The sequence below is a fragment of the Leeuwenhoekiella palythoae genome (assembly GCF_900130045.1).
Lineage (GTDB): Bacteria > Bacteroidota > Bacteroidia > Flavobacteriales > Flavobacteriaceae > Leeuwenhoekiella > Leeuwenhoekiella palythoae.
In genome coordinates this window covers 678,359-701,800 of the sequence record NZ_FQXT01000003.1, presented here as the reverse complement: position 1 = coordinate 701,800, position 23,442 = coordinate 678,359, and the positions used below count along the sequence as shown (strand labels likewise).

Here is a 23,442-nt window from a genome sequence, read left to right as displayed (position 1 = left end):
GTGGTAACTAAAATTGATTGTAAGATGCTCCACTAAAGTTCATTTTGTCAACCAATATAAGTATGCAGGTTGGCTCAATTCTATTTATTAACGCAAGATGCTCTAAGGATATTAAGCTTAGCTAATTAGTTAAAAGGTAAGTTTCCTTGTCAAAGATTCATCATCATAATTATTAAATAATATTACTATAAAAAAATGAAAAACTTTCAATCTATCTGTTCGTATACTCTGAGTTTTTTCCTAATTCTCTTTTTAATTAACGAAGTTCAAGCTCAAGATTCTGTTTCTGATATAGGTGTGTCTAACAATTCTATTTCGTATAAGGCTATGGGAAATCCATATTTACCGCTTTGGGAACATCTACCTGATGGAGAGCCAAGAGTATTTGAAGACCCCGATAATCCCGGAAAGTATCGGGCTTACATCATAGGTTCGCATGATGTGCGATATACTAGTTATTGCGGGCCTGATATTAGAATTTGGTCAGCACCAGTGGAAAATCTATCAGAGTGGAAAGACGAAGGCCCTGTATTTACTTATCAGGTTGATGGAAAATGGGATGTCATGTATGCCCCAGATTTGGTTGAGGTAAAAGATAAAGAGGGTACTAAAACCTATTACTTATATCCCCATAGCCGGGGTTCTAACCGGGAAGCAATGGTGGCCAAAGGGAGTCGTCCCGATGGTCCGTTTACACCTATTAATCTTAGCGAAGATGGAAAAAAAACTGTTCCCGGAAGTATTTTAGGATTTGATCCTGCTATTTATATAGAATATATTGACGACCCTACTGATCCGGATTACGAAATAGGGTATAGAGCTTATGGTTACTGGGGCTTTCAGAAATCATCTGCAGCACAATTGGATCAAAACACGATGTATTCCTTAAGACCTGGTACCGAAGTAATAGAGCGTTTGTTACCGGCCAGCCGCAGATACGGGGTTATTCGTGATCCCGAAGGCACAATATTTCCTAAAATCTATGAGGGAGAGGATTTGGGCAGCTTTAATTTTTTTGAAGCTTCATCCATACGTAAAGTGGGTAATAAATATGTTACTGTTTTTAGCGGGTATTCAGGACCAGACTACGGTGTTGGAAGTTCTAACTCAACTTTACGCTATGCAGTTGCCGATTCGCCCTTAGGTCCTTGGAGAAGTGGTGGTGTTCTTGTTGATTCTCGAGCTCCGGTATTGAATGAGAATGGTACGGCTATAGAGACCACCTATTCCGGTCACAATACCCACGGAAGTATTGAAGAGATAAATAATCAATGGTATGTTTTTTATCACCGTCCACCGCGAGGTTTCGGCTTTGCCCGTCAAGCAATGGTAGCGCCCATCACGGTCTCTTGGGATGAAAAATCAGTAGAAGATGGCGGCTCAGTTTACCTTCGAGGGTATGATCCGTATGCATCAGATGAGATTTGGACAGCAAAAGCTTCAAATGGGTTGGAGTATAATGGTGCTGAAGTTACTTCTGAAGGATTTCATATTTATGGACTGGATCCCTATCAATACTATTCTGCCGGTTATGCATGTTACCTTTCTGATATTGGGATACAACAAGACGCCTGGGATATATGGAATAACCATATGCCGATCTCCGATTTGAAAAACGGTCACATAATTGGCTATAAATACTTTGGATTTGGTGGAGTATCGGAAGACCAGAAAGGAGTAACTGCTTTTGAAGGCACCAAAGAAGGTAATGAAACCAAGTTCAACCTTTTCCTAAAGCCACAATCACAAGAATCATTCAAGGTACAGGTTTGGTTAGATGGTCCATGGGATAACGCTACCTGGAACGGAAAGCGAATAGGAGATATAACGGTTCCCGCTCAAGCTAAAAACGAGATTACTCAATTTACACTTGATGTATCTGAATTTGTGGACAAGCTGGATAAAAAACATGCGATATTTCTCAAAATAGTAGGTGCTGAAGTAGAATCGCTCGGTGAGCTTGTCGGGCTTGGTTTTAGCTCTAAAGATAAGCCGATTAACCGTCCGGTGGTTCCTGAGATATTCATTTCTGCAAATGGTAAAGCTCTTGACCTACCAGAAACACCGGTGAGATCTACCGATGAAAACGGTATCACTGGCTATGCTATTTATGAGACAACTTATAATGTAGAAGATGCTGCTTCTGTACCTGTATTAACTGCAAAATCAGATAATCCTGATGTGAATGTTAATATCACGCAGGCATCATCTCCATCAGAAGAAGCTATTGTTGAGTTTGACTACAAAGGCAAAGTGAAAACCTATCACGTCGCTTTTAAATAGTCTGGACTCAAATAAATTTTAAACACCTTAAACTAAATATTCCTATAATGAAAAAACAAAATTTAATTTTGGTCCCGGCTCTGGCGCTAATTTTGAGCTTAACAAGCTTCGATATAATTAAGGAGCGCATAGACCCTCCAAAAAAAGGCGTACCGGTATTCTCCAATGTAGTTTATGAGGGTAATGATGCGGTATATAATGAAAATCCGTTAGAAGCCAATGAATTTTACAACCCTATTCTTCAGGGGTGTTATCCTGACCCTGCTATAACGCGTAAAGGGGATGACTACTATTTAGTAGTATCATCTTTTGCAATGTTTCCGGGTGTGCCTATTTTCCATTCTAAAGATTTAGTAAACTGGAAGCAAATCGGTCACGTTTTAGATCGCGTATCGCAATTGGATGTGCATGATACCGGGATCAGTCAGGGTGTTTACGCACCGGGAATTACCTACAATGAAAACAACGATACCTTTTATATGATAACGACCGCTTTTGCCGGTGGTTTGGGTAATATCGTGGTCAAAACCAAAGACCCGATGCAGGGCTGGAGTGAACCTATTAAACTTGATTTTCAAGGAATTGATCCGTCTATCTTTTTTGACGATGATGGTAAAGCCTATGTGGTACACAATGATGCGCCTAACGAAGGAGAAGAATTGTATCAGGGGCACCGGGTGATTAAAGTTTGGGAATATGATGTTGAAAAGGATCAGATCATCAAAGGGACCGATAAGATCATCGTAAACGGAGGTGTTGATTTGGCTGATAATCCTATCTGGATTGAAGCACCACATCTCTACAAGAAAGATGGCAAATACTTTTTAATGTGTGCTGAAGGAGGAACCGGTGACTGGCACAGTGAGGTAATCTTTATGAGCGATAATCCAAAAGGGCCATTTGTTCCTGCACCAAGCAATCCCATTTTGACACAACGTTATTTCCCGAAAGATCGCGAAAACAATGTGGACTGGGCAGGACACGCAGACATCATTGAAGGTCCTAACGGTCAATGGTATGGCGTTTTTCTGGGCATAAGACCGAATGCAGCCGGTCAGGTAAATACAGGAAGAGAAACCTTTATTCTGCCGGTTGACTGGTCTGGGACCTATCCGGTTTTTGAAAATGGTTTAGTACCTATAGAACCTACTTTAGAACTTCCGGAAGGAGTAATGAATAAGACTGGTGAAGACGGGAATTTTCCTAATGGGAACTTTACGTTTAAAGAAGATTTCAGCGCAGACAAATTAGATTATCGCTGGATTGGTCTTCGCGGACCTCGTGAGGCTTTTATAAAGCACACCAAAAAAGGTCTGGAAATTGAACCTTTTGAAACAGAAATTACCGAATTGAAACCCACTTCAACGTTATTTCACCGTCAAATGCATAGGACGTTTAGTTTTAAAACTGATTTAACTTATACGCCTAAATCGGATGAAGATTTTGCAGGTATAACAGTTTTACAAAATGAGCGATTTAATTATGCTTTCGGGGTGACAAAAAAAGGCAAGGAGTACTATGTTGTATTGCAGCGCACCGAAAAAGGGAAGTCAACGATTATTGCCAGTGAAAAAATTGATTTAGATGTTAAACTATCATTGAAAGTAGAGGGGGATAGCGCAGACTATAAATTCAGTTATGCCACAGATGGCAATAATTATAAAATTTTAGGTGGAACTGTAAGCGGAGATATTCTATCTACCAATGTAGCCGGTGGTTTTACTGGAGCTTTGATTGGGCTATATGCTACCTCTAATAATTCCATCGAACCTTAAATTTATTTCAATGAATAACTCAATACTTCAGAGATTTTACTTACAGAAGTATTGTGGTTAAATATTATGAGAAAAAATTTTACTATCCATGAATGAGCTATGACCTCAACCCATATTTAGGGACTGGTCATAACAAAATAATCTGGGCTCTTTTCATTGATTTCATTATACTCGTTGGGAGACAAGTTCAGATTGAGTTTCTCATTTTTGAATGCTTATCGATATGCTCGTGATGAAATTTGATATTAATCAAGTTTTATGTATTAAAAGTTTAAATTTGCAGTTAGAAAGCTAAAACCGCTTTCTGTGATGTCTAAATTGATGTCCTTTTTTAAATTTATAAATGTAAATTACTGTATACGAGTGGTTTGATTAGTGTAATTCAATCCTGCCACCCCGATATTTTTTTAAAGCCTTGCATTTTTGCAAGGCTTTTTTGTTTTCTGCCTTTTTCGATATTCAACTAGCGCTTAAAGTACTATTCTACAAGTACTTTTACTATTTATCTACACTAAACTACCATTCGTCTATACTTCGTATTGCGTTCACCGCTTTTAAATATATTTTTTGGGCATTATTGAGACTTTTGTACAGATCATTAATTTTCAGAGTTATGCTTTGGAATTTTTTAGAAGTAAAATGTTTTAGGTCTAGTGAACCTAAAGGGTTTTTCTTGTAAAATAAAATTAATAGGTAATTACCCAATTCAAATAAGATTGAAATGAAAGGAAGAGTCTTAACCATTTTGTTAATCGAAGACGACCGCATTGAGATTATGAAACTCAAACGCGTGCTCGCACAGAGTGCCCTGAAGCATCATTTGATAGAAGCAAAAAATGGCGAAGAAGCATTACATATTTTAGAAGATAAAAGCGCCTTGCCAGATATTATTCTACTAGACCTCAATATGCCTAAAATTAATGGGATCGAGTTCTTAAAGATCTTGAAAGCAGATGCAATGCTTAAATACATTCCTACGATCATTTTGACCACTTCTAGCAATCATAATGATGTAAAGCAATGTTATGAAATAGGAATCGCGGGTTATGTGCTTAAACCTTTAAAATATGAAGATTATGTGAGTAAAATTACTAATCTGCTAAATTACTGGAGTCTTAACGAATTAATTCATACGTGATGAAAGGTGTTGTGTTTACTGAATTTTTAGAGCTTGTAGAAGATAAATTTGGTCTTGAGATGGTTGATGCGATCATTCAGGCGTCTGACCTTGAATCTGGCGGAGCTTATACTGCGGTAGGCACTTATAAATTCGTCGAGATGGTGAGCTTATTAACCGCTTTAAGTGAACGCACACAGCTGAGTATAGACGAACTTTTATATGTTTATGCACAGCATTTTTTTAAAGTCATCGAGACGAGCTATGCGGCGCTTTTAAACAGTTACACAGATCCTTTAGAATTATTGGCTTCCATTGAAGATCACATTCACGTAGAAGTACGCAAAATTTATCCGGACTCCCAGTTACCCACCTTTAAAACCATAAATAAAACAAACCAATCTTTAATTTTAGACTACCATTCTAGTAGAGCTATGTATAGCTTTGGTCTTTGCCTTATGCACGAGACGTTTACTTATTTTGGTTTTGATTCTAAAGTGCGTTTTCAAAAGTTAAAATCAGATGGTACGCACGTACGGTTTTTTATAGAAAAAGGTCATGGAAACAGAAAACGTAGCGCTATATAAAAGACTTATCGCTCGCGAGCGTAGTGCACGTAAAGCTGCAGAGGCTATTTTAGAGCAAAAGTCTACTGAGCTATACGCGCTTTCTGAAGAATTAAAAAAATCTAATGATCAACTTCAATCATTAATTTATCAGAAGAATTCTGAGTTACAAGGCGTTTTTGAAAATCTGGCTGATGCCTATGTCGTCATTGATATTGATGGTCGGGTATTAAAGATGAACGATGCTGCCGTTACATTAATGGGCTATGATGCCACCAAAGAACCCGTTTTTTTACCCTATTTAGTATTAGAGGAAGAACAAAAATCTGTTGAAACGGCCTTTAAAAAATTGCTTAAACAAGGCAGTATCACAGATTTTAAAGTGAGTATACGCACCAAATCTGGTGAGATCAGGCGTGTTCATATAAATGCCAGTACCATTCTTGATGAGAATAATAAAGCAATTGTCGCGCAGGGCATTGTGCGCGATATAACTTTAGAAGAGAGCAAAGCCACAATCATTGAGGAGCAAAAACAACAGCTTGAATTTATTGTAAACAACTCACCTTTAGGCATAGCGCTTGCCATAGATGGTAAGATTCAAAAGTGTAACACAAGCTTTAAAAATATTCTCGCTTTTACCGAGGATCAAATCTTAGGAAAAGACCTAAAAGCCCTAACCTTTGCTGCTGAAAAATCGGATTATAAAGAGCAGCTAGAGGCTTTGCAAGAAGGAGCGGTTAATGCTTTTGTAAGTACTCAAAAGTACATCACAAAAAGCGGCCAGATCATTACTACTAAGATCAATGGCACAGCGATAAAAAATCCTGAAAACGGGATGCAGATTCAAGAGGTGATCACTGTTGAAGATGTGACTAAAGAACTGCTGGCGCGCGAGCAATTGGTAGAATCTGAAAACCGACTTTCTGCCCTTATTTCCCGACTACAAAACGGAATTTTATTAGAAGATGAACAGCGCGACATTGTGCTTACCAATCAGATGTTTTGCGATATGTTTGGTATTTCGGCAAAGCCGGAAGCTTTAAAAGGCCTAAGCTGTATTAATGCGGCGGAAGAAAATAAACCACTATTTAAAGATCCGGAAGCATTTGTGGCGCGTATAAAGGAAATCATTTCTGCGCGCGAACTCGTTACCGGTGATGAGCTTGAACTGAAAGATGGTCGAATTTTGGAACGGGATTTTGTGCCTATTTTCACTAACGGTAACTACAAAGGGCATTTATGGAGCTACACAGATGTTACGCTTCAACGCCGCTATAAGAACGATTTGCAGCAGCAAAAAGAGAAATACAGCAGTATTATCGCTAATATGAATTTAGGCTTGCTCGAAGTAGATAATGAGGATCGTATTCTACTAGCCAATCAGAGTTTTTGTGAAATTAGTGGTTTCAGTAAAGAAGAGCTTATAGGTAAAAAAGCTGCAGCACTTTTTATGAAGCCTAAAAGTCAAGAGATCATTCACAGCAAAACTAAAGTTAGAGCACAAGGTGTTTCTGATTCTTATGAAGTTGAGGTGCTCAACAAAACCGGGCAAAAGCGTAATTGGTTAATTAGTGGAGCTCCCAATTTTGACATCAACGGAAAGCTTGTTGGTTCTATAGGGATTCATCTGGATATTACCGAAATTAAAAATTTAGAAGCTCAAAAAGATTTGCTTTTTGCCAATCTAGAAAAGAGTAACCGCGAATTGCAAGAATACGCTCACGTGGTTTCTCACGATTTAAAAAGTCCGTTGAGAAGTATTAATGCATTGGCCAATTGGATTAAGGAAGATAATTTGCAGCATCTTGACGATCAAAGTCTTGAGAATTTTGAAAATCTAGAAAATACCTTAGAAAAGATGGAAGCTTTAATCACAGGTATTTTAAATTACAGCAGTATTCAGCGCGATCATACTCAGGATGACGCAACAGATATAGGTAGTGTGATAGATGGCGTTACAGAGCTTATTCACATTCCTGATCATATTAAAATTAAGAAAGGCCCTATGCCTGTCATACCTATTGATCGTATACGCATTCAGCAGGTGTTTCAGAATTTGATCAGCAACGCAGTACGCTATTGTGATAAAGCAGAAGGCTGGGTGGAGATCAGGTATACCGAAGAAGCGCATCGCCACGTTTTTGCTGTTGAGGATAATGGGATGGGGATCGAACCGGCATATCACAATAAAATATTTAAAATCTTTCAGTCTTTGACAGATCACGAAGATTCAACAGGTATTGGCCTATCAATTGTAAAGAAAATAATTGATCTTTATCATGGCGATATTTGGTTAGAAAGTACGCCGGGTGATGGAACCACGTTTTATTTCAGTCTAAAAAAGTAAAAAAATGAAAATACAACAAGGCACACGCGATGCATCGGGCAAGTGGCAACATACTGATGTAGCATCGTCTCTCAAAGCCCCGCTTGTACTGGTGTTTTCAAACCGGTTTTTACTTGAAGATGAATCGATTTTCACACAATTGAGAGCGCAGTTTCCTGACGGGCATCTTGTTTTAGGATCCACTGCTGGCGAAATTACAGGGACTAATGTGCTTAGTGATGGTTTGGCGTATACCGCTATAGAATTTGAAAAGTCTGCTTTTGAGATCGTAAGCGCATCCATTTTAGAACAGAATAAAGAAAGTTTTGCTACCGGAAAAGTTCTTGCAGAGCGTATTAATAAAAACGGACTCAAACATGTTTTTGTTCTTTCTGAAGGAAGTTTTGTAAACGGGAGCGAACTCATTAACGGCTTATCATCGGTTTTAGATACTGATATTGCAATTACTGGAGGTTTATGTGGAGATGATGCTCGTTTTGAGAAAACCCTTTGTGGGTATAATCAGCCGGCTAAGGAAGGCGAAGTAGTGCTTATAGGCCTTTATGGCGACTCGCTAGAGATCAGTTTTGCCAATTATGGGGGTTGGTTTTCTTTTGGCCCAGAGCGGCTTATTACAAAATCTTCGGGTAATGTGTTGTACGAGCTTGATCACAGACCTGCGCTGGATCTCTACAAAAAGTATTTAGGCGATAAAGCTTCAGAATTGCCTCAGGCGGCATTGCTTTATCCGCTAAGCGTTCAGTTTGAACATAAAAAAAATCCGTTAGTACGTACGATTCTCAACATAGATGAAGACACCAATGCGATGGTTTTAGCGGGTGACGCTCCAGAAGGTTCACGGGTAAATCTTATGATGGCTACCGTAGACGGTATTGTAGACGGAGCTTCTGAAGCGGCGAAGCGCGCAGTAGAACACCGAAATTCACCCCCTGAATTGGCCATTTTAGTAAGCTGTGTAGGCCGAAAGTTAGTCATGCATCAGCGGGTAGAGGAAGAGTTAGAAGAAGTATGCGAAGTGCTCGGAAAAAATACCACGCTCACAGGATTTTACAGTTATGGAGAGCTCGCTCCATTTGCCGATGATCGCATCTGCGAATTGCACAATCAAACGATGACACTAACGCTAATAAGTGAATAGATGAATAGGCTTTTACAACGACAGATACGGAAGCATTTATTAGAAAAAGGTGTTGAGCTTGACGAGCAACTTCAGGTATTTTTAGATGCTGTGAGCAGTTCGTATACTAATTACGAAGAGCAGTTGACTATGGTGCAGCGTGCCATGTCCTTAAGCTCTGATGAGTTGTTTGAGGCCAATAAAAACTTGCAGAAAGAAACCTCGCAGCAGAAAAACATAATCGAGAGTTTAACACAGACCATTGCGGCACTCTATAAGTATAATAATCAGCTTGAGACGCCTAAAAAAGACAGTATCAATCTGGATGCGCTAGAACTTGCTCGTGTGATTGATAACCAGACACGCGAAATTATAGCTACCAATAAACATCGTGACGAATTACTCGCACAACTGGAAAAGCAAAATGAGGAACTCAATGACTATGCGCATATCGTTTCGCACGATCTAAAATCGCCTCTCAATAATATCAATGCACTTACTAATTTTATTATTGAAGATGACCGCTTATCTGAGGAGAGTATAGAAAATCTAGATCTTATTTTAGAACACGTTGAGCATATGCATAACCTGATTCAGGGGATTTTAGAATATTCGGCTATTGATAAGGCGGTAGATGACAAACACGCTATTGATCTCAATCGGTTAGTGACAGATCTGCTGGCGACAATGCATACACCTAAACATATAGAAATTAGTGTGCTAAAGCACTTGCCTAAAGTTTATGGAAATTCGTTTAGGTTTCAGCAGTTGTTTCAAAATTTAATTCAGAATGCGATTAATTATAATGATAAAGCGCAAGGCGTCGTACGTGTAACTTTTGAAGAGCGTGATGAATGCTATGAATTTAGTATTGCTGATAACGGTAGAGGTATTGATCCTGCCTATCACGATAAGATTTTTCAAGTTTTTCAAACTTTAGAACAAGACGCTAAACACAAGGGAATTGGACTTTCAATTGTATTAAAGATCATAAAATTCTATGGTGGAAAGATTTGGTTAAGTTCAAAACCTAAAGAGGGAACTACCTTTTATTTTACCTTGCCCAAACACTAAAATGACAAAGCCAAATTTAGATAAGATCAAAGAGATCGCCGGCGGAACTGCTAGCTTTGAGCAGGAAATGATCAGTATCATTAAAGAAGAGCTTCCTGCTGAGCTTGAACAGTATCAATTTCATTTAGAGCAAAATAATTTTAAACAAACTGCCGAAAGTGTTCATAAGCTAAAACATAAAATTAGTATCTTGAATATGGAAGAAGCTTATGCAACCGCAGCGGCTTATGAAAATGAGCTTAGAGCCGAAAACCCAACTTCTGCTCCAGCTTTTAAAAAAATCATTGATGAACTTAACGCTTTTGTCAAGAAGCTTTAAAACCTACTTATGAATTGCATTATAATCGACGATGAAGCTTTAGCACGTTCTATAATTCGCAACCACTGTGATAAAACCGCAGATGTTGAAGTGGTAGCTCAATTTGAGAATGCGATTAGTGCGATAAAATACCTGAATCAAAACGAGGTAGACCTTATCTTTCTTGACATTCATATGCCTGATTTTACAGGATTTGATTTTATTCAGACTTTAAAAAATCCGCCTAGAATTGTCTTGACTTCGTCTGATCGCAATTTTGCTATCGAGGCTTTTGAATATGAGTGCATCGTAGATTATTTAGTAAAACCTGTGGCGCTTCCGCGTTTTTTGAAGGCCGTTCAAAAGGCGCAACAATTTGTAGCAAGCACAGAGCCTATTCAGGATACTTCGGTACAAAGTCAGCCGCAACAAGAGACTGAGAACGACCTGTATATCAACATCGATCGTCGTTTGATCAAATTGAATTTTGATAGCATTTTGATCATCGAAGCTAAAGGTGATTACATCTTGATTAAAACCGAAGGTAAAAATTACACCGTCCATTCTACGCTCAAGAAAATAGAAGAAAAACTGCCTGAAAGTAAGTTCTTAAAAATACACCGTTCGTATGTGATCAATTATCATAAGATCATTGATATAGAAGACAATAGTGTATTGATCGCAAAAGATGTGATTCCTATCAGCAGATCCAATAGACCTATTTTAATGAAGCGACTTAACTTGCTTTAACGCAACAGTTTTTCCATTTAACTATACTTAAAACCCATCTACCGAAAATGGATACATTGGGTTCAAGGTTAAAGCCAATTTCAATAGCGATCTTATTTTATTACTTATCTTAAACCCTCCGTATAATCGCAAGCAGCCTCAATACTCAACTTTAGGTTTATATTTTGATAGTTGAGTAACTGCCATTGCGTATCCTTTCGATCATAATAATCTATAAAGTACTTCCGGTAGAAGATTCTGTTAGGGAGGTTTTGCGTGGCTTTCCATTCTTCAAAAGCGGTAGCTTGGGTCAACAGCGGCAAATGAAATGAAGTTTTAGGAGCAATAATGTAAAGTAATGTTCCGGTTTTTTTCTTCTTAGCCCTTCTGGGATTGTTTGCGGCTAGCGTGTAATATTGATATTGAAGACCATCGATCAAGGTATCTTTTGCACGGCTAAAATCATAATGTTTAGTCTGATAGGTATACGCATTGCGATAGCTGCGAACAAATTTACACGGAATCTTAATCGCAATTGCCTGATCAAATTCCGCCTTAAGAAAACTCACCACAAACTGAAGTCCGTTCTCGTCTTTAAAATTTAACAGGTAGTGTAAACTGTCAGGTGCTGTAAGCACTGTGTGATAGCTGTTGTCTTTAGAGTTGGTTAGGTACGTAACCGTGGCAATGCTGTCCTGCGTATAAAAAGCACGGTTTTTTATAGGGATCGAATCTTTAAAAAAAGTTTGCTGGTATTCCAGGCGATAGTCAAAAGTGTAGGCTTTCTGTCCAAAACAAAGGCCGGTACACAGTAAAAGGAAAAATAGCGTATAGTGCATTGAAAGTAAATCGTTTACTTTCTCAATATACACATTAAGAATAAATTTGAATTTATTTATTCTGAAAAGCCTGCGCTATTTGCAGGATCTTTCAAGCACTGCATTTTGTTAAAATATATTCTATATTCCTAAATTAAATTTCATCTGAGCAAATAATTCACTTATCGAAGGCAACTGTTGTTTTATCGAATCAATTTTATTTAAGCTATTTAAAATCAGTAATTTAAAATGAATTTAAAATATAATTATTATGGTTAGTATAGCATCCTACAGACGTATTGAGATTAATGAAACCATCGATTGCATTAATGTTTCAGAAATGCAACGCAAAATTGAATTTGAACTGAATGAATATAAAACAATTATTATCAGTTTAAAAAAGCTAAAACGAATAGACTTATCGGGTCTATATATGATCTATCTACTTAAGCAAAAATCACCCGCTAATACAATAATTCTCGAAGGATTAGAAAATAGTGCTTTTTTAAAGGCAATAGAGAAAACGGGAACAGCTCATCTGCTTTACAAGATACGAGCCTAGTTGTTTGATCTGACCCTGTAATTGGTTCTTCTAAAAAAAGCTTGGGAGGCTAAAATATTTTTGACAAAAAATTAGCATCTTACTAATGAGTAAGACGCTAATTTTTTTATATCCAATAAAAACCGTCACCAATTATTTAAAGGAGGTTCATTTAAGAGTGTAATTATTGTATGCGCTTACCTCTTACGGTATAAATGATTTCAATATTGTTAGTGCTGAGTGCTGGAATATAGGTTGCACTTGAAGCCTTGATTCTAATGTCTAAACTCATGTCTTGTCGGCATCCCACAAACTCATATAATAAATTTGCTTGGGAGCCATCGTTAGGAAGGGCATGAAAACCATCATTACCACCGGGCCGTGAATAAGCATCTCGAGGAATAACTGCTCCAGAAAGATCTGTAATCATAGAGGAAGGAATACCTATACCTCTATTATTTAAACGAGCTTCTAAAGTCACACCTTGTGGTAAACCAATAACATAAGCATAAACCCCATACCTATAAATATTTGCTTCGCAATTAACGGTAGTATAACTTAGAATATTTCCCTCATAAATAATAAAACCTTTGGAGGCATCGTCGCCACCAGCTTCTTGAACTACATCTCCAATTGTTTGATTGAAGTTGAGCGAATTTTCTATGGTTAAGGTGCCTGGAAACATATTGCTTTGCGAAAAACAATTGAATCCAAATACAAAAAGCATCAGTGTAAAAATGTGGTAAATTCTTTCCATAAGCTTATAGAATTTCAAAGTAAATTTCGAATCCATCAGGTAAGCTTGACGGATTTTGAACATCAAATTTGATATGATAACCTTTTCCAAAACCATCACCAGTATAACCATTTTGAAAATCGTAAAGTAATCGACTGGCAGGGTTGCTACCTTGGTTTGTTACGTTGACAGATGAATAAAAGGATGCCGTGTTATAACTTCCATCTGCTAAATTACTTGATACAATATTTACGGTCACTTGCATGCCATCAGGCAGGGGTAGATTAGAATATACATATAAGTTTCCATTAGAGTAATCCACAGATCGAAAAGTAAAATTTAACCATAATTCATCATCAAAAATGGTACTCGCGGCTGTTTGAAGTGATGCTCCGGCTTCTAAGGCTGACAAGTCTATAGTTTGTGCGGTTTGATCCCCTTCTATATCCACTAGATTAATGGGTAGTATTCCTATTTGTATTGGAATTGATCGTTGATCACCCTCTGGTTTTAATACGGTTGTCAAACCTAAAGAAGTTGTAGATTCAGCGGCATAAGAATTAGGATCATATGCATTTATAGTAGTTGGTTCAAAATCGGCTTCGGCCTGTGCTGTTAAACCGGAACTTACTAAACAAAAGATAACGATATATAGGCTTAGTTTTTTCATTTTTAATTGCTGATATACAGTTTCTTGCTCTTAAAAATTACTTGTCTTACTTTTTTTTCAATATCTATCGTAATAGATTTTGTTGAAGTGGCATTTAAAGTAATTTGTTTAGAGGGTATAGCTTTGTAATCCATATTAGTGCCTAGAAATTGAAAATTCAAATCATATGATCCTGGAATTATTTCTTTAAAATGAAAGGTGCCATCAGGATTGCTACGAAGTGTGTAAGCGTTTTTTTCATTTTTCAAATGTATAAGTATCTTAGGTACAATTGAATCTTTTGGTGCTTTATTAAGATTACCACGTAATGAAGCAGCCTCAACCAAAGGTATTATGATATCTTGTGATTGATTTTTAACAATGTCAAGTTCAATAGGGTTTTTAATACCAAGTATAAGATGCTTAGGTAATTTAGATTGATCTATAAATAGAAATTGTTTACCTACCGATACATTATTAATCTCAAAGTAACCATTTTTATCAGCAATTACAGTTTTGCCATTAATACTCAATTGAATTCCTTCTTTCAGCTGATAATTTTTTGGGACTTGAATATACCCTTTTATACCACCGGCACTAATGGTTCGTTTTAAAGGAATACCAAATCGATAAGTATACTTAGCTGATGCAAGAACCTCCTTCGCATTTTGGAATCCAGGATTTTCATAGTAATTAGCCCTAATTTCAAAATGATGATGATTGTTTATGCTATAAAATATACTAGCGTTCAGATAATCTCTTTTAAGATGAAAATATTCTGGGGTAAATCCACTGGTGTAAAGTAAGTTAAACCGTAATGCATTTATTGAAGTCGACAATCCTAATGAGTATCTATAATTATGAGAAGTTTTACCATCTAACGAATACCTACTAGTATAACTATGATTAAAACCTCCACGCACAGAAAATGCCTTGAGAAGGTTATAGTTAATGTTAACCCCATGAAAGTAGTTGTTTAAATAATAGCTTTGGGTTAGGAGCATATTTTTCGTTTTAGCGATTCTACCATTAAAATTTAGGTTTAATCGCGGTAAATTAAGTGAGTATTGATAGTCCATACCCATTTCTTTATAAAAATAGTTTCTTGGCATGAGTCGATCTTCTCGCAGGCGATGATCTAGCCGGATACTTAACAAACTAGCTTGATCAATTTTAAACCCAAGACGTGCGAAATAATTTTTGAAGTACGGTGTAGCACTAGAAAATCTGGGATCTATATTTTGTATAATTTTAGATAAGCTCTGACCTAAAGAAAGATTCCATTTATTTTTAGCATAGGTTATGTTAGTATTTAGCTGTAGTCCATTGCTTACGGTACCAAAATAATTTTTAGCTGCAACCGTAAAATTCCCATTAAATCTAAAATTTCCCAACCTTGTACCGGCATTGAGCATTTGAGTATATTGAATATCTCCTTTAAAATTACTTAAGGAAGTTTCACTGTATAAAAAATGTCTAGCGTTTTGGTAATCAAAATTAATAGTTGCAATTTGACCGAAGTCATTATTGTTAGTCTTCTTTTGACTAAATGATCTATAAACAGATTCTTTAGATTGACTTATTGAAATTCCAGCGCCAAAAGAAGGGCTGAGTAGGTATTGTGCTTTTACACCATAAAAGGATGAATTATTAGAAGTATACAACCTAGGTTTTACATAGAGAGCTGAGAATGTTAATCTAGAATTAATAGAATGATCTAAACTAAAACCAATTCCAAACCTTGACCCAAACCCTAGTCTATTTAATTGATAACCGTGATCACCAGCTTTAACTGTCGTCGCATCTTTATAGCGATATATTAAGCTATACTGATCAGTAATACCAAACCGTCTAACATTAATTTTCTGAGGACCTCTCACAATAAAGCTTAGAAAATGCTCTTTTGGTATATCAAGAAAGCCATTTCCCTTTACCTCTGCTGTCATAATGGAAAAATGATCATTAGAATTCGTAAAGGAATTATAATAAACAGAAGCATCTATCATATATCTAAAAAAAGGATCTTTTTGCTTTATTTTAGAAGGATATATTGTTGTACTGTTGTAAGCGTATTTTTTTACTTGCGTATTGACGTTTTCTACTTCTAAATCGTTAATGACCTTAAGAGGAGCATGAACTAATTTTGGTGTACTTTGCTGAACAACGATAATGGTATCTGCATCAGATTTGAGTTGAATCTCTTTGAATCCATCAATAAACGTACTTGAATTAATTTTTAGAGCAGCTGTTTGGTTTCCCATATTCTTGATTTCAAAAGAACTTTTAAACAAAGTGCCTCCCTCTAGATTTGGTGCAGCAGGAAGTGGCTCAACGCGAATATCTTGGTGCGTAGCGACGTTTATGGTATAATTTTCTGACCTTATGAGCTCATTTTGTGTATTAAGGTTAACAGTAATTGGTGCTTGGCCTGCCGCCTGATATGAAGGAATAAAAAATTGTACAAGAACAAGTTTTTTCTCTGCGGGTGCAAGGTGATTTATAGCGGAAACTGATAGGAGTTGCCAACTTGTAGGAAGGATGGGTAGCACTTTAATTTGTTTTGAAGCTTTACTTTGATTATAAACTTCAAAAACTAAAGTATGTCTTGAATTTGGGTCAAAGCTTTTTTGCGTTGTTTTAAGGGTTAACACTAATTCAGCTTCAGGCTCAGTGTTTAATGACTGTTGGTGTAAATTAAGTAGGCTCAAACTACTGTAGTAACGTTCAACATTAGAGACTAAAGTGCTACTACTTTCAATGAAAGCACCCAAAGATGTTTCTTTTGCAAAGCTCAGAGTTTGACTAAGCAAAATTATGCATATCAGTATTTTATAATTTGAGTGTTGCATTAGTGTAATTTTCAACGCTCTTTTAGGAGCTATTCAATGGTAAGAGACATTTGCGTACCTACATATTCATTTCTTGATTCAGCAATGATTAGACATTCATATTTACCATTAGGAAGGTTAGAAATGTCAAAAAGATATTTGGAACAACTCTCAGGAAAAAGCTTTTGTCTTGAACTGTTTTTAGATAGCATAAGCTTTCCTTCCATATCATATATTTCTAAAGCTACGTTTGGTTCTTCCAAAAAAAATGAAGTATTGATCAAGGCTAGATTTAATTTGGTTTGTTCCTTTTTTGTATCCAGAACCGCTTTCTCAAAATCAATAGCTACTTGTTCAGCTTGACCAATTTGAGTGATTAGGCCTATCCCATAACGAATTTTAGAATCGACCCCTAAGGTTGACGCTAATTTATTTTGTCGCATAGGCTTATCTATTTCAATCATTAGTATATTCCAATAACTGCCCTTGATTGTTTGGTTTCGAGGAATCACTATTTCAAACTGATAAACAAATTTTTCTTTAGGTGCCAATTCATAGTCAGTGAGGTTACCGTTAAACCAGGTTTTGGAGGATCTGGGATGTGTTGTATTTTGTGTAAAATAGCGTGAGCTTTCACAAGAGTAGTGCACATCCTGTAGTTCAAACTTTATAAGCTGTTTGGCATCGGTGGGATTATACAATATAATTTCACCTTGTATAGTTTCCCCTTGATTACCACTATACCGATGTGTTAGACCGTTTAAAACTATTACGCCAGCAGCACTCGATTGAACGAATGCTAAAGCCAATAGTATTATTATAAATATTTTTAATCGCATCAATTCTATTCTGTTTGGTTAGACAATTCACAATATTTTAGCAAGTAAGCTAAGAGTAGATATAGGACGTAACTATGGAGTGCTCTTCAAAGACTTAAAAAGGCTAGGGTATAAGAGGTCTTTTGAGGTAGTACTAAAGACCTCCTATTTTGCCTTTTCACAACTTACATATTGGTCATAGTATAGGTTATGGTAGAATTATAGGTTCCCGCTTCAAAATCGGTGAAACTCCCATTTTGCTGAAGAGAATAATTCATCAGAATTCCATTTTGAGCACCACTTCCTGTAAAAACACTAGCAATATCATCCACGAGGGTGGCGGTAGTATTAGTGGCATTAAATGCCATCGAACTTAACCGAATAGTGCCCGGAGTTCCATTGTTTGATGGGGCATTTTGAAAAGAAGGATCAACGTTCAAAACTAAATCTACACCTGCTGGAATATTACCAGCAAAGGATACATCTATTTTATTGCGATCAGAAGTGTTATCAGTAACAATACTTGTATACTGCAAATATATCGGGTCCGAAACAATTTCATCAAAATTAATTTGTCCAGCTTCCAATTCCGCAGTCATTTTTCTAAAATCAAACTGAAGTTGATTAATCTCTTGGCCCGTCCCATCTTCTAAATCAATGACAATTACTTCTGGAACTACCATTTCTACATTTAAAACTTCTACATTACTATCATAGTCATTAGCCGTAGTACTAAATGAAGTAACGTCAGCTCTTTGCGCTTGTGCCGAAAATAGGATTGCAGCTAAAAAGAGTGTTGAGAATAAAGTTGCTTTTTTCATAATAACATATTTAGGATTAACATTTTACAATGCTAAAATTAGAACCCGTGTTAAATATTAAAAGCTATGATTCGATAGAAGACCTTAATCCTACGGCGGATTGCCATTATTGTACTATAAACAATGTCCTCCATAATGCTAACTTGCTCTGGAGTTTGAAATTCTTAAAAAAATTAAATCAGTGTCTCAATACTAAAATGACTTAGATGTACACTATTTTAAAATATTTTAATAAATAATATTAAACTTTATTTAAAGTCATATTTGGAGTGATGTAGAATGGTTTTCATCTACTAATTTTAAAATAAAAACGATATCATGAAAACTTCTCCAAACAGTCATTTTGCTAATTTAATAGCAACAATTCTAAAACGTTATCGCTGCACTGAGTCAGAAAAACAATGGTTATCTACTTTGTCGATAGATCAAATCATACAGATCTCACAGACAGAGTTTGGCGGCTTTGATAAAGTGACCGGTCAGTTTAATCCTGAAATCAAAAGTGGGACGTACAAGGTTAAGATAGATTACAACGATATGAATGAGGGGCGATGTAAACGGGAATACTTGGTTTCTAATCAGATCAATTAAATCCTATAAAATACTAAGTTGTGAAGGGTAATCATCAGCATATTACTAATTATAAAACAGTGCTCTGGGTGTATCGTTTAGACATTGCTGAATATTATGCTTTAGCACTTAGTGCAACTGATTGCTATCACAAACATATTTATAAGCGTTTAGGAGCACTAAAAACAGCAGTTATAGCTAGTATTTGTCATCAAGAGAAAGATATATCCAGTACTAATGAACATTCTGATGTGAATCTTAAAAATCAACTGTATTTTCCAAAACCTACTACAACCAACCACCTACGAAGCTTTGAGGCAAAACAGTTTAATAAAGTAATCCAATTGCTTGAAGGATGCAGTAAAGCTTCAAGAGATACAAGTCCACAATTGCGATCAAATATGCAGCGATTGCAAGGCTTTTTAAATGCTATGAACTAATTGTGTTCTTGTTGATACCAGTAGGATACGGTAAAGCATGGTCGCTTAAAGATCAATTATACGGTAGCTGCTAGGATTTAGATAAAAACAAACTAAAATTTTTCAATTATGAGTGATAAAAGTAAAAATGATAAAAAAGAGGATAAAAAGGATATAGACAAAGGTCCTATTAAAGATGATCACAAAAACCAATACGGAAGTACTAAAGACCGTAAAAAAAAGAGAAGAGCGTAGATACGCAACTTGCTTATACTCTACGGTAATAAGCAGGCTTTTTCCAATTAAACATTGCTATACAACTAACCAATCAATCTATAAAAATGACAAAGCCCAATCAATTTCCAGAACAAAGTCAAGAACTTCCAGGAAGTGAAGCTCAAATGAATCCGCAGCCTGAAATAGTTAGAGAAAGCTATAAAGGTTCAGAAAAATTAGTGAATAAAATTGCATTGATCACAGGGGGTGATAGTGGAATAGGACGAAGCGTAGCGGTCCATTTTGCAAAAGAAGGTGCTGATGTGGCTATAGTCTATAAATCAGAAACCGAAGATGCTCGATATACTCAAGAACTCGTAGAAAAAGAAGGTAGAACATGTCTTCTTTTAGAAGGAGATGTACGATCCCAAAAATTTTGCGAACAGGTTGTAGATCGAGTAGCGCGAGAATTGGGACCGATCAATATATTAGTGAATAATGCTGCAGTTCAATTTCCTAAAGACCACATTAGCGAAATAGATCAAGATCAACTTGCAGAAACATTTGAAACAAATATTTATCCTTACTTCTACTTTGCCAAGTATTTAGAAAACAAATTGGTTAAAGGGGATTGTATTATTAACTCGACCTCCGTAACTGCTTATAGAGGGTCATCACATTTAATTGATTATAGCAGCACTAAAGGCGCTATTACTACTTTTACACGCTCATTGAGTAAAGCCTGGGCAGAGAAAGGAATTCGAGTAAATGGTGTTGCTCCGGGACCTATTTGGACTCCCTTAATTCCGGCGACCTTTGATGAGGTGGCTCAATTTGGACAAGACGTACCCTTAGGCAGAGCAGGCCAGCCGAGTGAAGTGGCTCCTGCTTATGTATTTTTAGCATCGCAGGATGCTAGCTACATCACCGGGCAAATCATACATGTGAACGGGGGAGAGGTAGTGGGTGCATAATACGCCTCCAAAAATATCTAAATAAAAAGGCTGTCAATGACAGCCTTTTTTTATGGAATAATTGGATAAGCTAAACGGCAATACCTTCAACCTTATCTTTACGCTCCCAGTTTCTGTGTTGCGCTATTGCATCGATAAATGCTTTTGGCTTAGCATCTATGAATACGGCTTTATCTTTTTCATAGTGCTTATATGCACTGTGTTTTAGAAGTGCTTCGCCTTCGCCCAAAGCAGCAACAGCTTTACAATGTTTCAAAGCTTCATTGACAAACTTTTGAAATTTAGCTTTTGCTTGCAAGCTTTTTACTGCTTTTTGACCTCCGGCAATTAATACGGCGTCAAAAAGCACACTTTCTGTTGTTAAAATGGCCGCATCGACCTCGTGTTTCATACCTTGATCACAAGTTATTGAACCTCCGTGCGGTGCTATTATTTTAACCATTGCTCCAGCTTGCTCTAAAGCAGTTTTGTAAGGTTCAAAACGTTTCATATCGAACTGGTCTGCAGCTAAAAATGCTATTTGTCGTGTTGCAATACTGTCAAATTTAGTATTGGCTTGACTTAAACTTGAATCTTTATCTACATATTGTTTTTTAGAATTAGGTTGAAATTTTTCAATTTCTGCATCTGCACCAATCGCTTGATTGACGGGTTCATCTATTTTCTTCGGTACGGTCAATCCAAGGCCGTCAGCAACTTTCTTGGCCAATTCTTGGTCAATCTGGTTGATGATCCATAACATACGCTCTTGAATATGTTTATGATTGCATTTACCAAGTTCAAAAGTATAGGCATCAGCTACGTGTTGTTGCTCCCAAGAAGATAAACTGCGGTAGAAAAGAGCAGGTTGAGAGTAGTGATCGCTAAAGCTAGCACTGCGTCCTCGTATCTTGTGCGCATCAATACGCTCTTGGTGGTGTGTGTATCCGCCTTCAGCCATTTTAGCCAAATGCGGACAACCCATACTTAGGGAATTAGGGAAGTACGCAGTTTGACCTTTAGGGATTTCGGTTTGCATATGTCCATCCCTTTGATTGTTATGATGTGGTGCTACCGAACGATTGATGGGAATTTGATGAAAATTAGGACTTCCGAGTCGCGATAATTGGGTGTCTCTGTATGAGAACAAACGTCCTTGTAATAACGGATCATTAGTAAAATCTATACCCGGAATTATATGACCAGGAAGAAAAGCTACTTGCTCGGTTTCTGCAAAGAAATTTTCAGGATTTTTATTTAAAGTCATTTTCCCAATTATTTCTACCGGAACCAATTCTTCTGGAATCAATTTGGTAGGGTCGAGCAGGTCAAAATCATATTTGTGCTCATCTTCTTCCGGAACCACTTGAATTCCAAACTCCCATTCAGGATATTGACCGGCCTCGATAGCTTCCCAAAGATCTCGACGGTGAAAATCTGAATCAGCACCATTAATTTTAACGGCTTCATCCCAAGTTACGGAATGAACTCCTAGCACTGGTTTCCAATGAAACTTCACAAAATGAGATTTACCGTCTTTATTAATAAATCTAAACGTATGAATACCAAAACCTTCCATCATACGATAACTTCGAGGAATGGCCCGATCACTCATTACCCAAATATGATTGTGTAAGGTTTCAGTCGCCCTAGAAACAAAATCATAAAACGTATCGTGAGCCGAAGCTGCTTGAGGAATTTCATTATTGGGTTCTGGTTTTACCGAATGAATTAAGTCAGGAAATTTCATCGCATCCTGAATAAAGAAAATGGGCATATTATTTCCAACTAAATCCCAAGTTCCTTCATCAGTATAAAATTTTACAGCAAAACCTCGTACATCGCGAGCTAAGTCTGGAGAACCCTTAGAGCCTGCGACGGTAGAGAATCTTACAAATACTGGAGTTTTGCGTTTAGTATCGGTAAAAAGTCCGGCCTTGGTATACTTCTCTATGCTTTTATAGAGTTCAAAATACCCGTGAGCTCCGCTACCGCGTGCATGAACAATTCGTTCTGGAATTCGCTCATGATCAAAACTGGTGATTTTTTCGCGTAATAAGAAATCTTCCAGTAGCGTAGGGCCACGTTCTCCGGCCTTTAGTGAATTGTTTGTGTCATTGACTTTAAGCCCTTGGTTGGTGGTCATGACCTGATCTTGATAATCCTTGGTGGATTGCTCGAGTTGATCAATTTTTTTTGATTTAAACTCGCTAGTTTGCTTTTTACTCATAGCATCAATATTGGTTAGTAACTGTTTAAAATTAGACAGTTGCTTCAAAACATATGCTATCTAAAAGGTTAAAGTATGCCTTTTAATTAATTAAAATTATCTTAAATCATAAGCTTGCAATCGTATTTATAAAAGTGCTAAGGCAGTAGCTGCGAAAAAAATATGTGCGATCAATAAATTGAGGTAATAACGTTGTCTGTCAAAAGTTTCTGAAGGCTTGGAAAACCAAAAAAGAAGTATCCACATCAAGATTCCTAAACCACCTTCTAACCCTCCGAATATTAAAATTTCTAAATACTGAGGAAACGAAAAATAGTTCCTAAGCAGATCGATTAAGTATAGAAAACCAATTCCGGTAATATAATGGGTGATCCATCCGTAAGGGGAACGCCAGCCCTCTCTTTTAAAAAGCAGTCGGTTTAGCCAATAAGGTTCCACTAAATTTTGATGCACTAAACAACTAAAGCCATAGCTGAATAAAGTCATTACTGTAGTACTTGCTAAGGTGATCAAAAATAAGGAGACGATATTCAT

The 23,442-nt window shown here is 36.8% G+C and carries 22 protein-coding genes; 14 read left to right on the top strand and 8 right to left on the bottom strand.

Translation table 11 applies throughout. From position 1 onward, the window contains the following. The first annotated feature begins 195 nt into the window (after positions 1 to 195). From BUA96_RS10265 to BUA96_RS10220, 9 genes are all read left to right on the top strand, one after another. The gene (locus BUA96_RS10265) at positions 196 to 2,283 is read left to right on the top strand and encodes a glycoside hydrolase family protein (protein ID WP_206633732.1); all 2,088 of its coding nucleotides are present in this window, start codon (positions 196 to 198) and stop codon (positions 2,281 to 2,283) included. 47 nt (positions 2,284 to 2,330) lie between these two features. Beyond that, positions 2,331 to 4,058: a glycoside hydrolase family 43 protein gene (locus BUA96_RS10260; RefSeq protein ID WP_072982776.1), complete on the top strand. Its 1,728-nt coding sequence runs from the start codon at positions 2,331 to 2,333 to the stop codon at positions 4,056 to 4,058. Positions 4,059 to 4,779: 721 nt separating this feature from the next. Next, positions 4,780 to 5,196, top strand: a complete 417-nt coding sequence (locus BUA96_RS10250; RefSeq protein ID WP_072982772.1) for a response regulator — start codon at positions 4,780 to 4,782, stop codon at positions 5,194 to 5,196. Then, entirely contained in the window at positions 5,196 to 5,762 is a 567-nt protein-coding gene (locus BUA96_RS10245) for a heme NO-binding domain-containing protein (RefSeq protein WP_072982770.1), read from the top strand. Before BUA96_RS10250 ends, BUA96_RS10245 begins: the two co-directional genes overlap by 1 nt. Further along, entirely contained in the window at positions 5,734 to 8,091 is a 2,358-nt protein-coding gene (locus tag BUA96_RS10240) for a PAS domain-containing sensor histidine kinase (RefSeq protein WP_072982769.1), read from the top strand. The genes BUA96_RS10245 and BUA96_RS10240 overlap by 29 nt, the downstream gene beginning before the upstream one ends. 4 nt (positions 8,092 to 8,095) lie before the next feature. Then, on the top strand, positions 8,096 to 9,229 hold the full coding sequence (locus BUA96_RS10235; RefSeq protein WP_072982767.1) for an FIST signal transduction protein: 1,134 nt from the start codon (positions 8,096 to 8,098) through the stop codon (positions 9,227 to 9,229). Then, on the top strand, positions 9,230 to 10,282 hold the full coding sequence (locus tag BUA96_RS10230; protein ID WP_072982766.1) for a sensor histidine kinase: 1,053 nt from the start codon (positions 9,230 to 9,232) through the stop codon (positions 10,280 to 10,282). It begins immediately after the preceding gene. A 1-nt stretch (position 10,283) separates the two neighbouring features. Continuing rightward, complete coding sequence (locus tag BUA96_RS10225; RefSeq protein ID WP_072982764.1) at positions 10,284 to 10,601, top strand: Hpt domain-containing protein; 318 nt, start codon at positions 10,284 to 10,286, stop codon at positions 10,599 to 10,601. Positions 10,602 to 10,610: 9 nt separating this feature from the next. Beyond that, positions 10,611 to 11,330: a LytR/AlgR family response regulator transcription factor gene (locus BUA96_RS10220; RefSeq protein ID WP_072982763.1), complete on the top strand. Its 720-nt coding sequence runs from the start codon at positions 10,611 to 10,613 to the stop codon at positions 11,328 to 11,330. Positions 11,331 to 11,434: 104 nt separating this feature from the next. On the opposite strand, the gene BUA96_RS10215 is transcribed toward BUA96_RS10220, so the two are convergent. Continuing rightward, the gene (locus BUA96_RS10215) at positions 11,435 to 12,148 is read right to left on the bottom strand and encodes a hypothetical protein (RefSeq protein ID WP_128755682.1); all 714 of its coding nucleotides are present in this window, start codon (positions 12,146 to 12,148) and stop codon (positions 11,435 to 11,437) included. Between the two features lie 250 nt (positions 12,149 to 12,398). Between BUA96_RS10215 and BUA96_RS10210 the strand changes: the two genes are divergently transcribed. Further along, on the top strand, positions 12,399 to 12,689 hold the full coding sequence (locus tag BUA96_RS10210; RefSeq protein ID WP_072982760.1) for an STAS domain-containing protein: 291 nt from the start codon (positions 12,399 to 12,401) through the stop codon (positions 12,687 to 12,689). A 163-nt stretch (positions 12,690 to 12,852) separates the two neighbouring features. On the opposite strand, the gene BUA96_RS10205 is transcribed toward BUA96_RS10210, so the two are convergent. The 5 genes from BUA96_RS10205 to BUA96_RS10185 form a co-directional block, all read right to left on the bottom strand. Continuing rightward, positions 12,853 to 13,353, bottom strand: a complete 501-nt coding sequence (locus BUA96_RS10205; protein WP_139248996.1) for a hypothetical protein — start codon at positions 13,351 to 13,353, stop codon at positions 12,853 to 12,855. A 76-nt stretch (positions 13,354 to 13,429) separates the two neighbouring features. Beyond that, positions 13,430 to 14,074 (bottom strand): hypothetical protein, encoded by a 645-nt coding sequence (locus tag BUA96_RS10200; RefSeq protein WP_072982757.1) that lies wholly within the window; start codon positions 14,072 to 14,074, stop codon positions 13,430 to 13,432. Positions 14,075 to 14,076: 2 nt separating this feature from the next. Then, on the bottom strand, positions 14,077 to 16,902 hold the full coding sequence (locus BUA96_RS10195; protein WP_128755680.1) for a carboxypeptidase-like regulatory domain-containing protein: 2,826 nt from the start codon (positions 16,900 to 16,902) through the stop codon (positions 14,077 to 14,079). A 29-nt stretch (positions 16,903 to 16,931) separates the two neighbouring features. Next, a complete protein-coding gene (locus BUA96_RS10190; RefSeq protein WP_128755679.1) occupies positions 16,932 to 17,720 on the bottom strand; it encodes a hypothetical protein in 789 nt (262 codons plus the stop codon). Between the two features lie 164 nt (positions 17,721 to 17,884). After that, on the bottom strand, positions 17,885 to 18,520 hold the full coding sequence (locus BUA96_RS10185; RefSeq protein ID WP_072982752.1) for a hypothetical protein: 636 nt from the start codon (positions 18,518 to 18,520) through the stop codon (positions 17,885 to 17,887). Between the two features lie 318 nt (positions 18,521 to 18,838). On the opposite strand from BUA96_RS10185, the gene BUA96_RS10180 reads away from it, so the two are divergent. The 4 genes from BUA96_RS10180 (at position 18,839) to BUA96_RS10170 (ending at position 20,699) form a co-directional block, all read left to right on the top strand. Continuing rightward, entirely contained in the window at positions 18,839 to 19,111 is a 273-nt protein-coding gene (locus BUA96_RS10180; RefSeq protein WP_072982750.1) for a hypothetical protein, read from the top strand. 20 nt (positions 19,112 to 19,131) lie between these two features. After that, positions 19,132 to 19,530: a hypothetical protein gene (locus BUA96_RS10175; protein ID WP_072982748.1), complete on the top strand. Its 399-nt coding sequence runs from the start codon at positions 19,132 to 19,134 to the stop codon at positions 19,528 to 19,530. A gap of 108 nt (positions 19,531 to 19,638) precedes the next feature. Further along, a complete protein-coding gene (locus BUA96_RS17440; RefSeq protein WP_262490504.1) occupies positions 19,639 to 19,764 on the top strand; it encodes a hypothetical protein in 126 nt (41 codons plus the stop codon). An 86-nt stretch (positions 19,765 to 19,850) separates the two neighbouring features. Next, positions 19,851 to 20,699 carry an SDR family oxidoreductase gene (locus BUA96_RS10170; RefSeq protein WP_072982746.1) on the top strand — a complete coding sequence of 283 codons (849 nt, stop codon included), beginning with the start codon at positions 19,851 to 19,853 and terminating at the stop codon, positions 20,697 to 20,699. 70 nt (positions 20,700 to 20,769) lie between these two features. Here BUA96_RS10170 and BUA96_RS10165 read toward each other — a convergent pair whose 3' ends face one another. Together BUA96_RS10165 and BUA96_RS10160 are read right to left on the bottom strand one after the other, a co-directional pair. Beyond that, the gene (locus BUA96_RS10165; RefSeq protein ID WP_072982892.1) at positions 20,770 to 22,908 is read right to left on the bottom strand and encodes a catalase; all 2,139 of its coding nucleotides are present in this window, start codon (positions 22,906 to 22,908) and stop codon (positions 20,770 to 20,772) included. A gap of 126 nt (positions 22,909 to 23,034) precedes the next feature. Further along, positions 23,035 to 23,442 (bottom strand): hypothetical protein, encoded by a 408-nt coding sequence (locus tag BUA96_RS10160; protein ID WP_072982744.1) that lies wholly within the window; start codon positions 23,440 to 23,442, stop codon positions 23,035 to 23,037.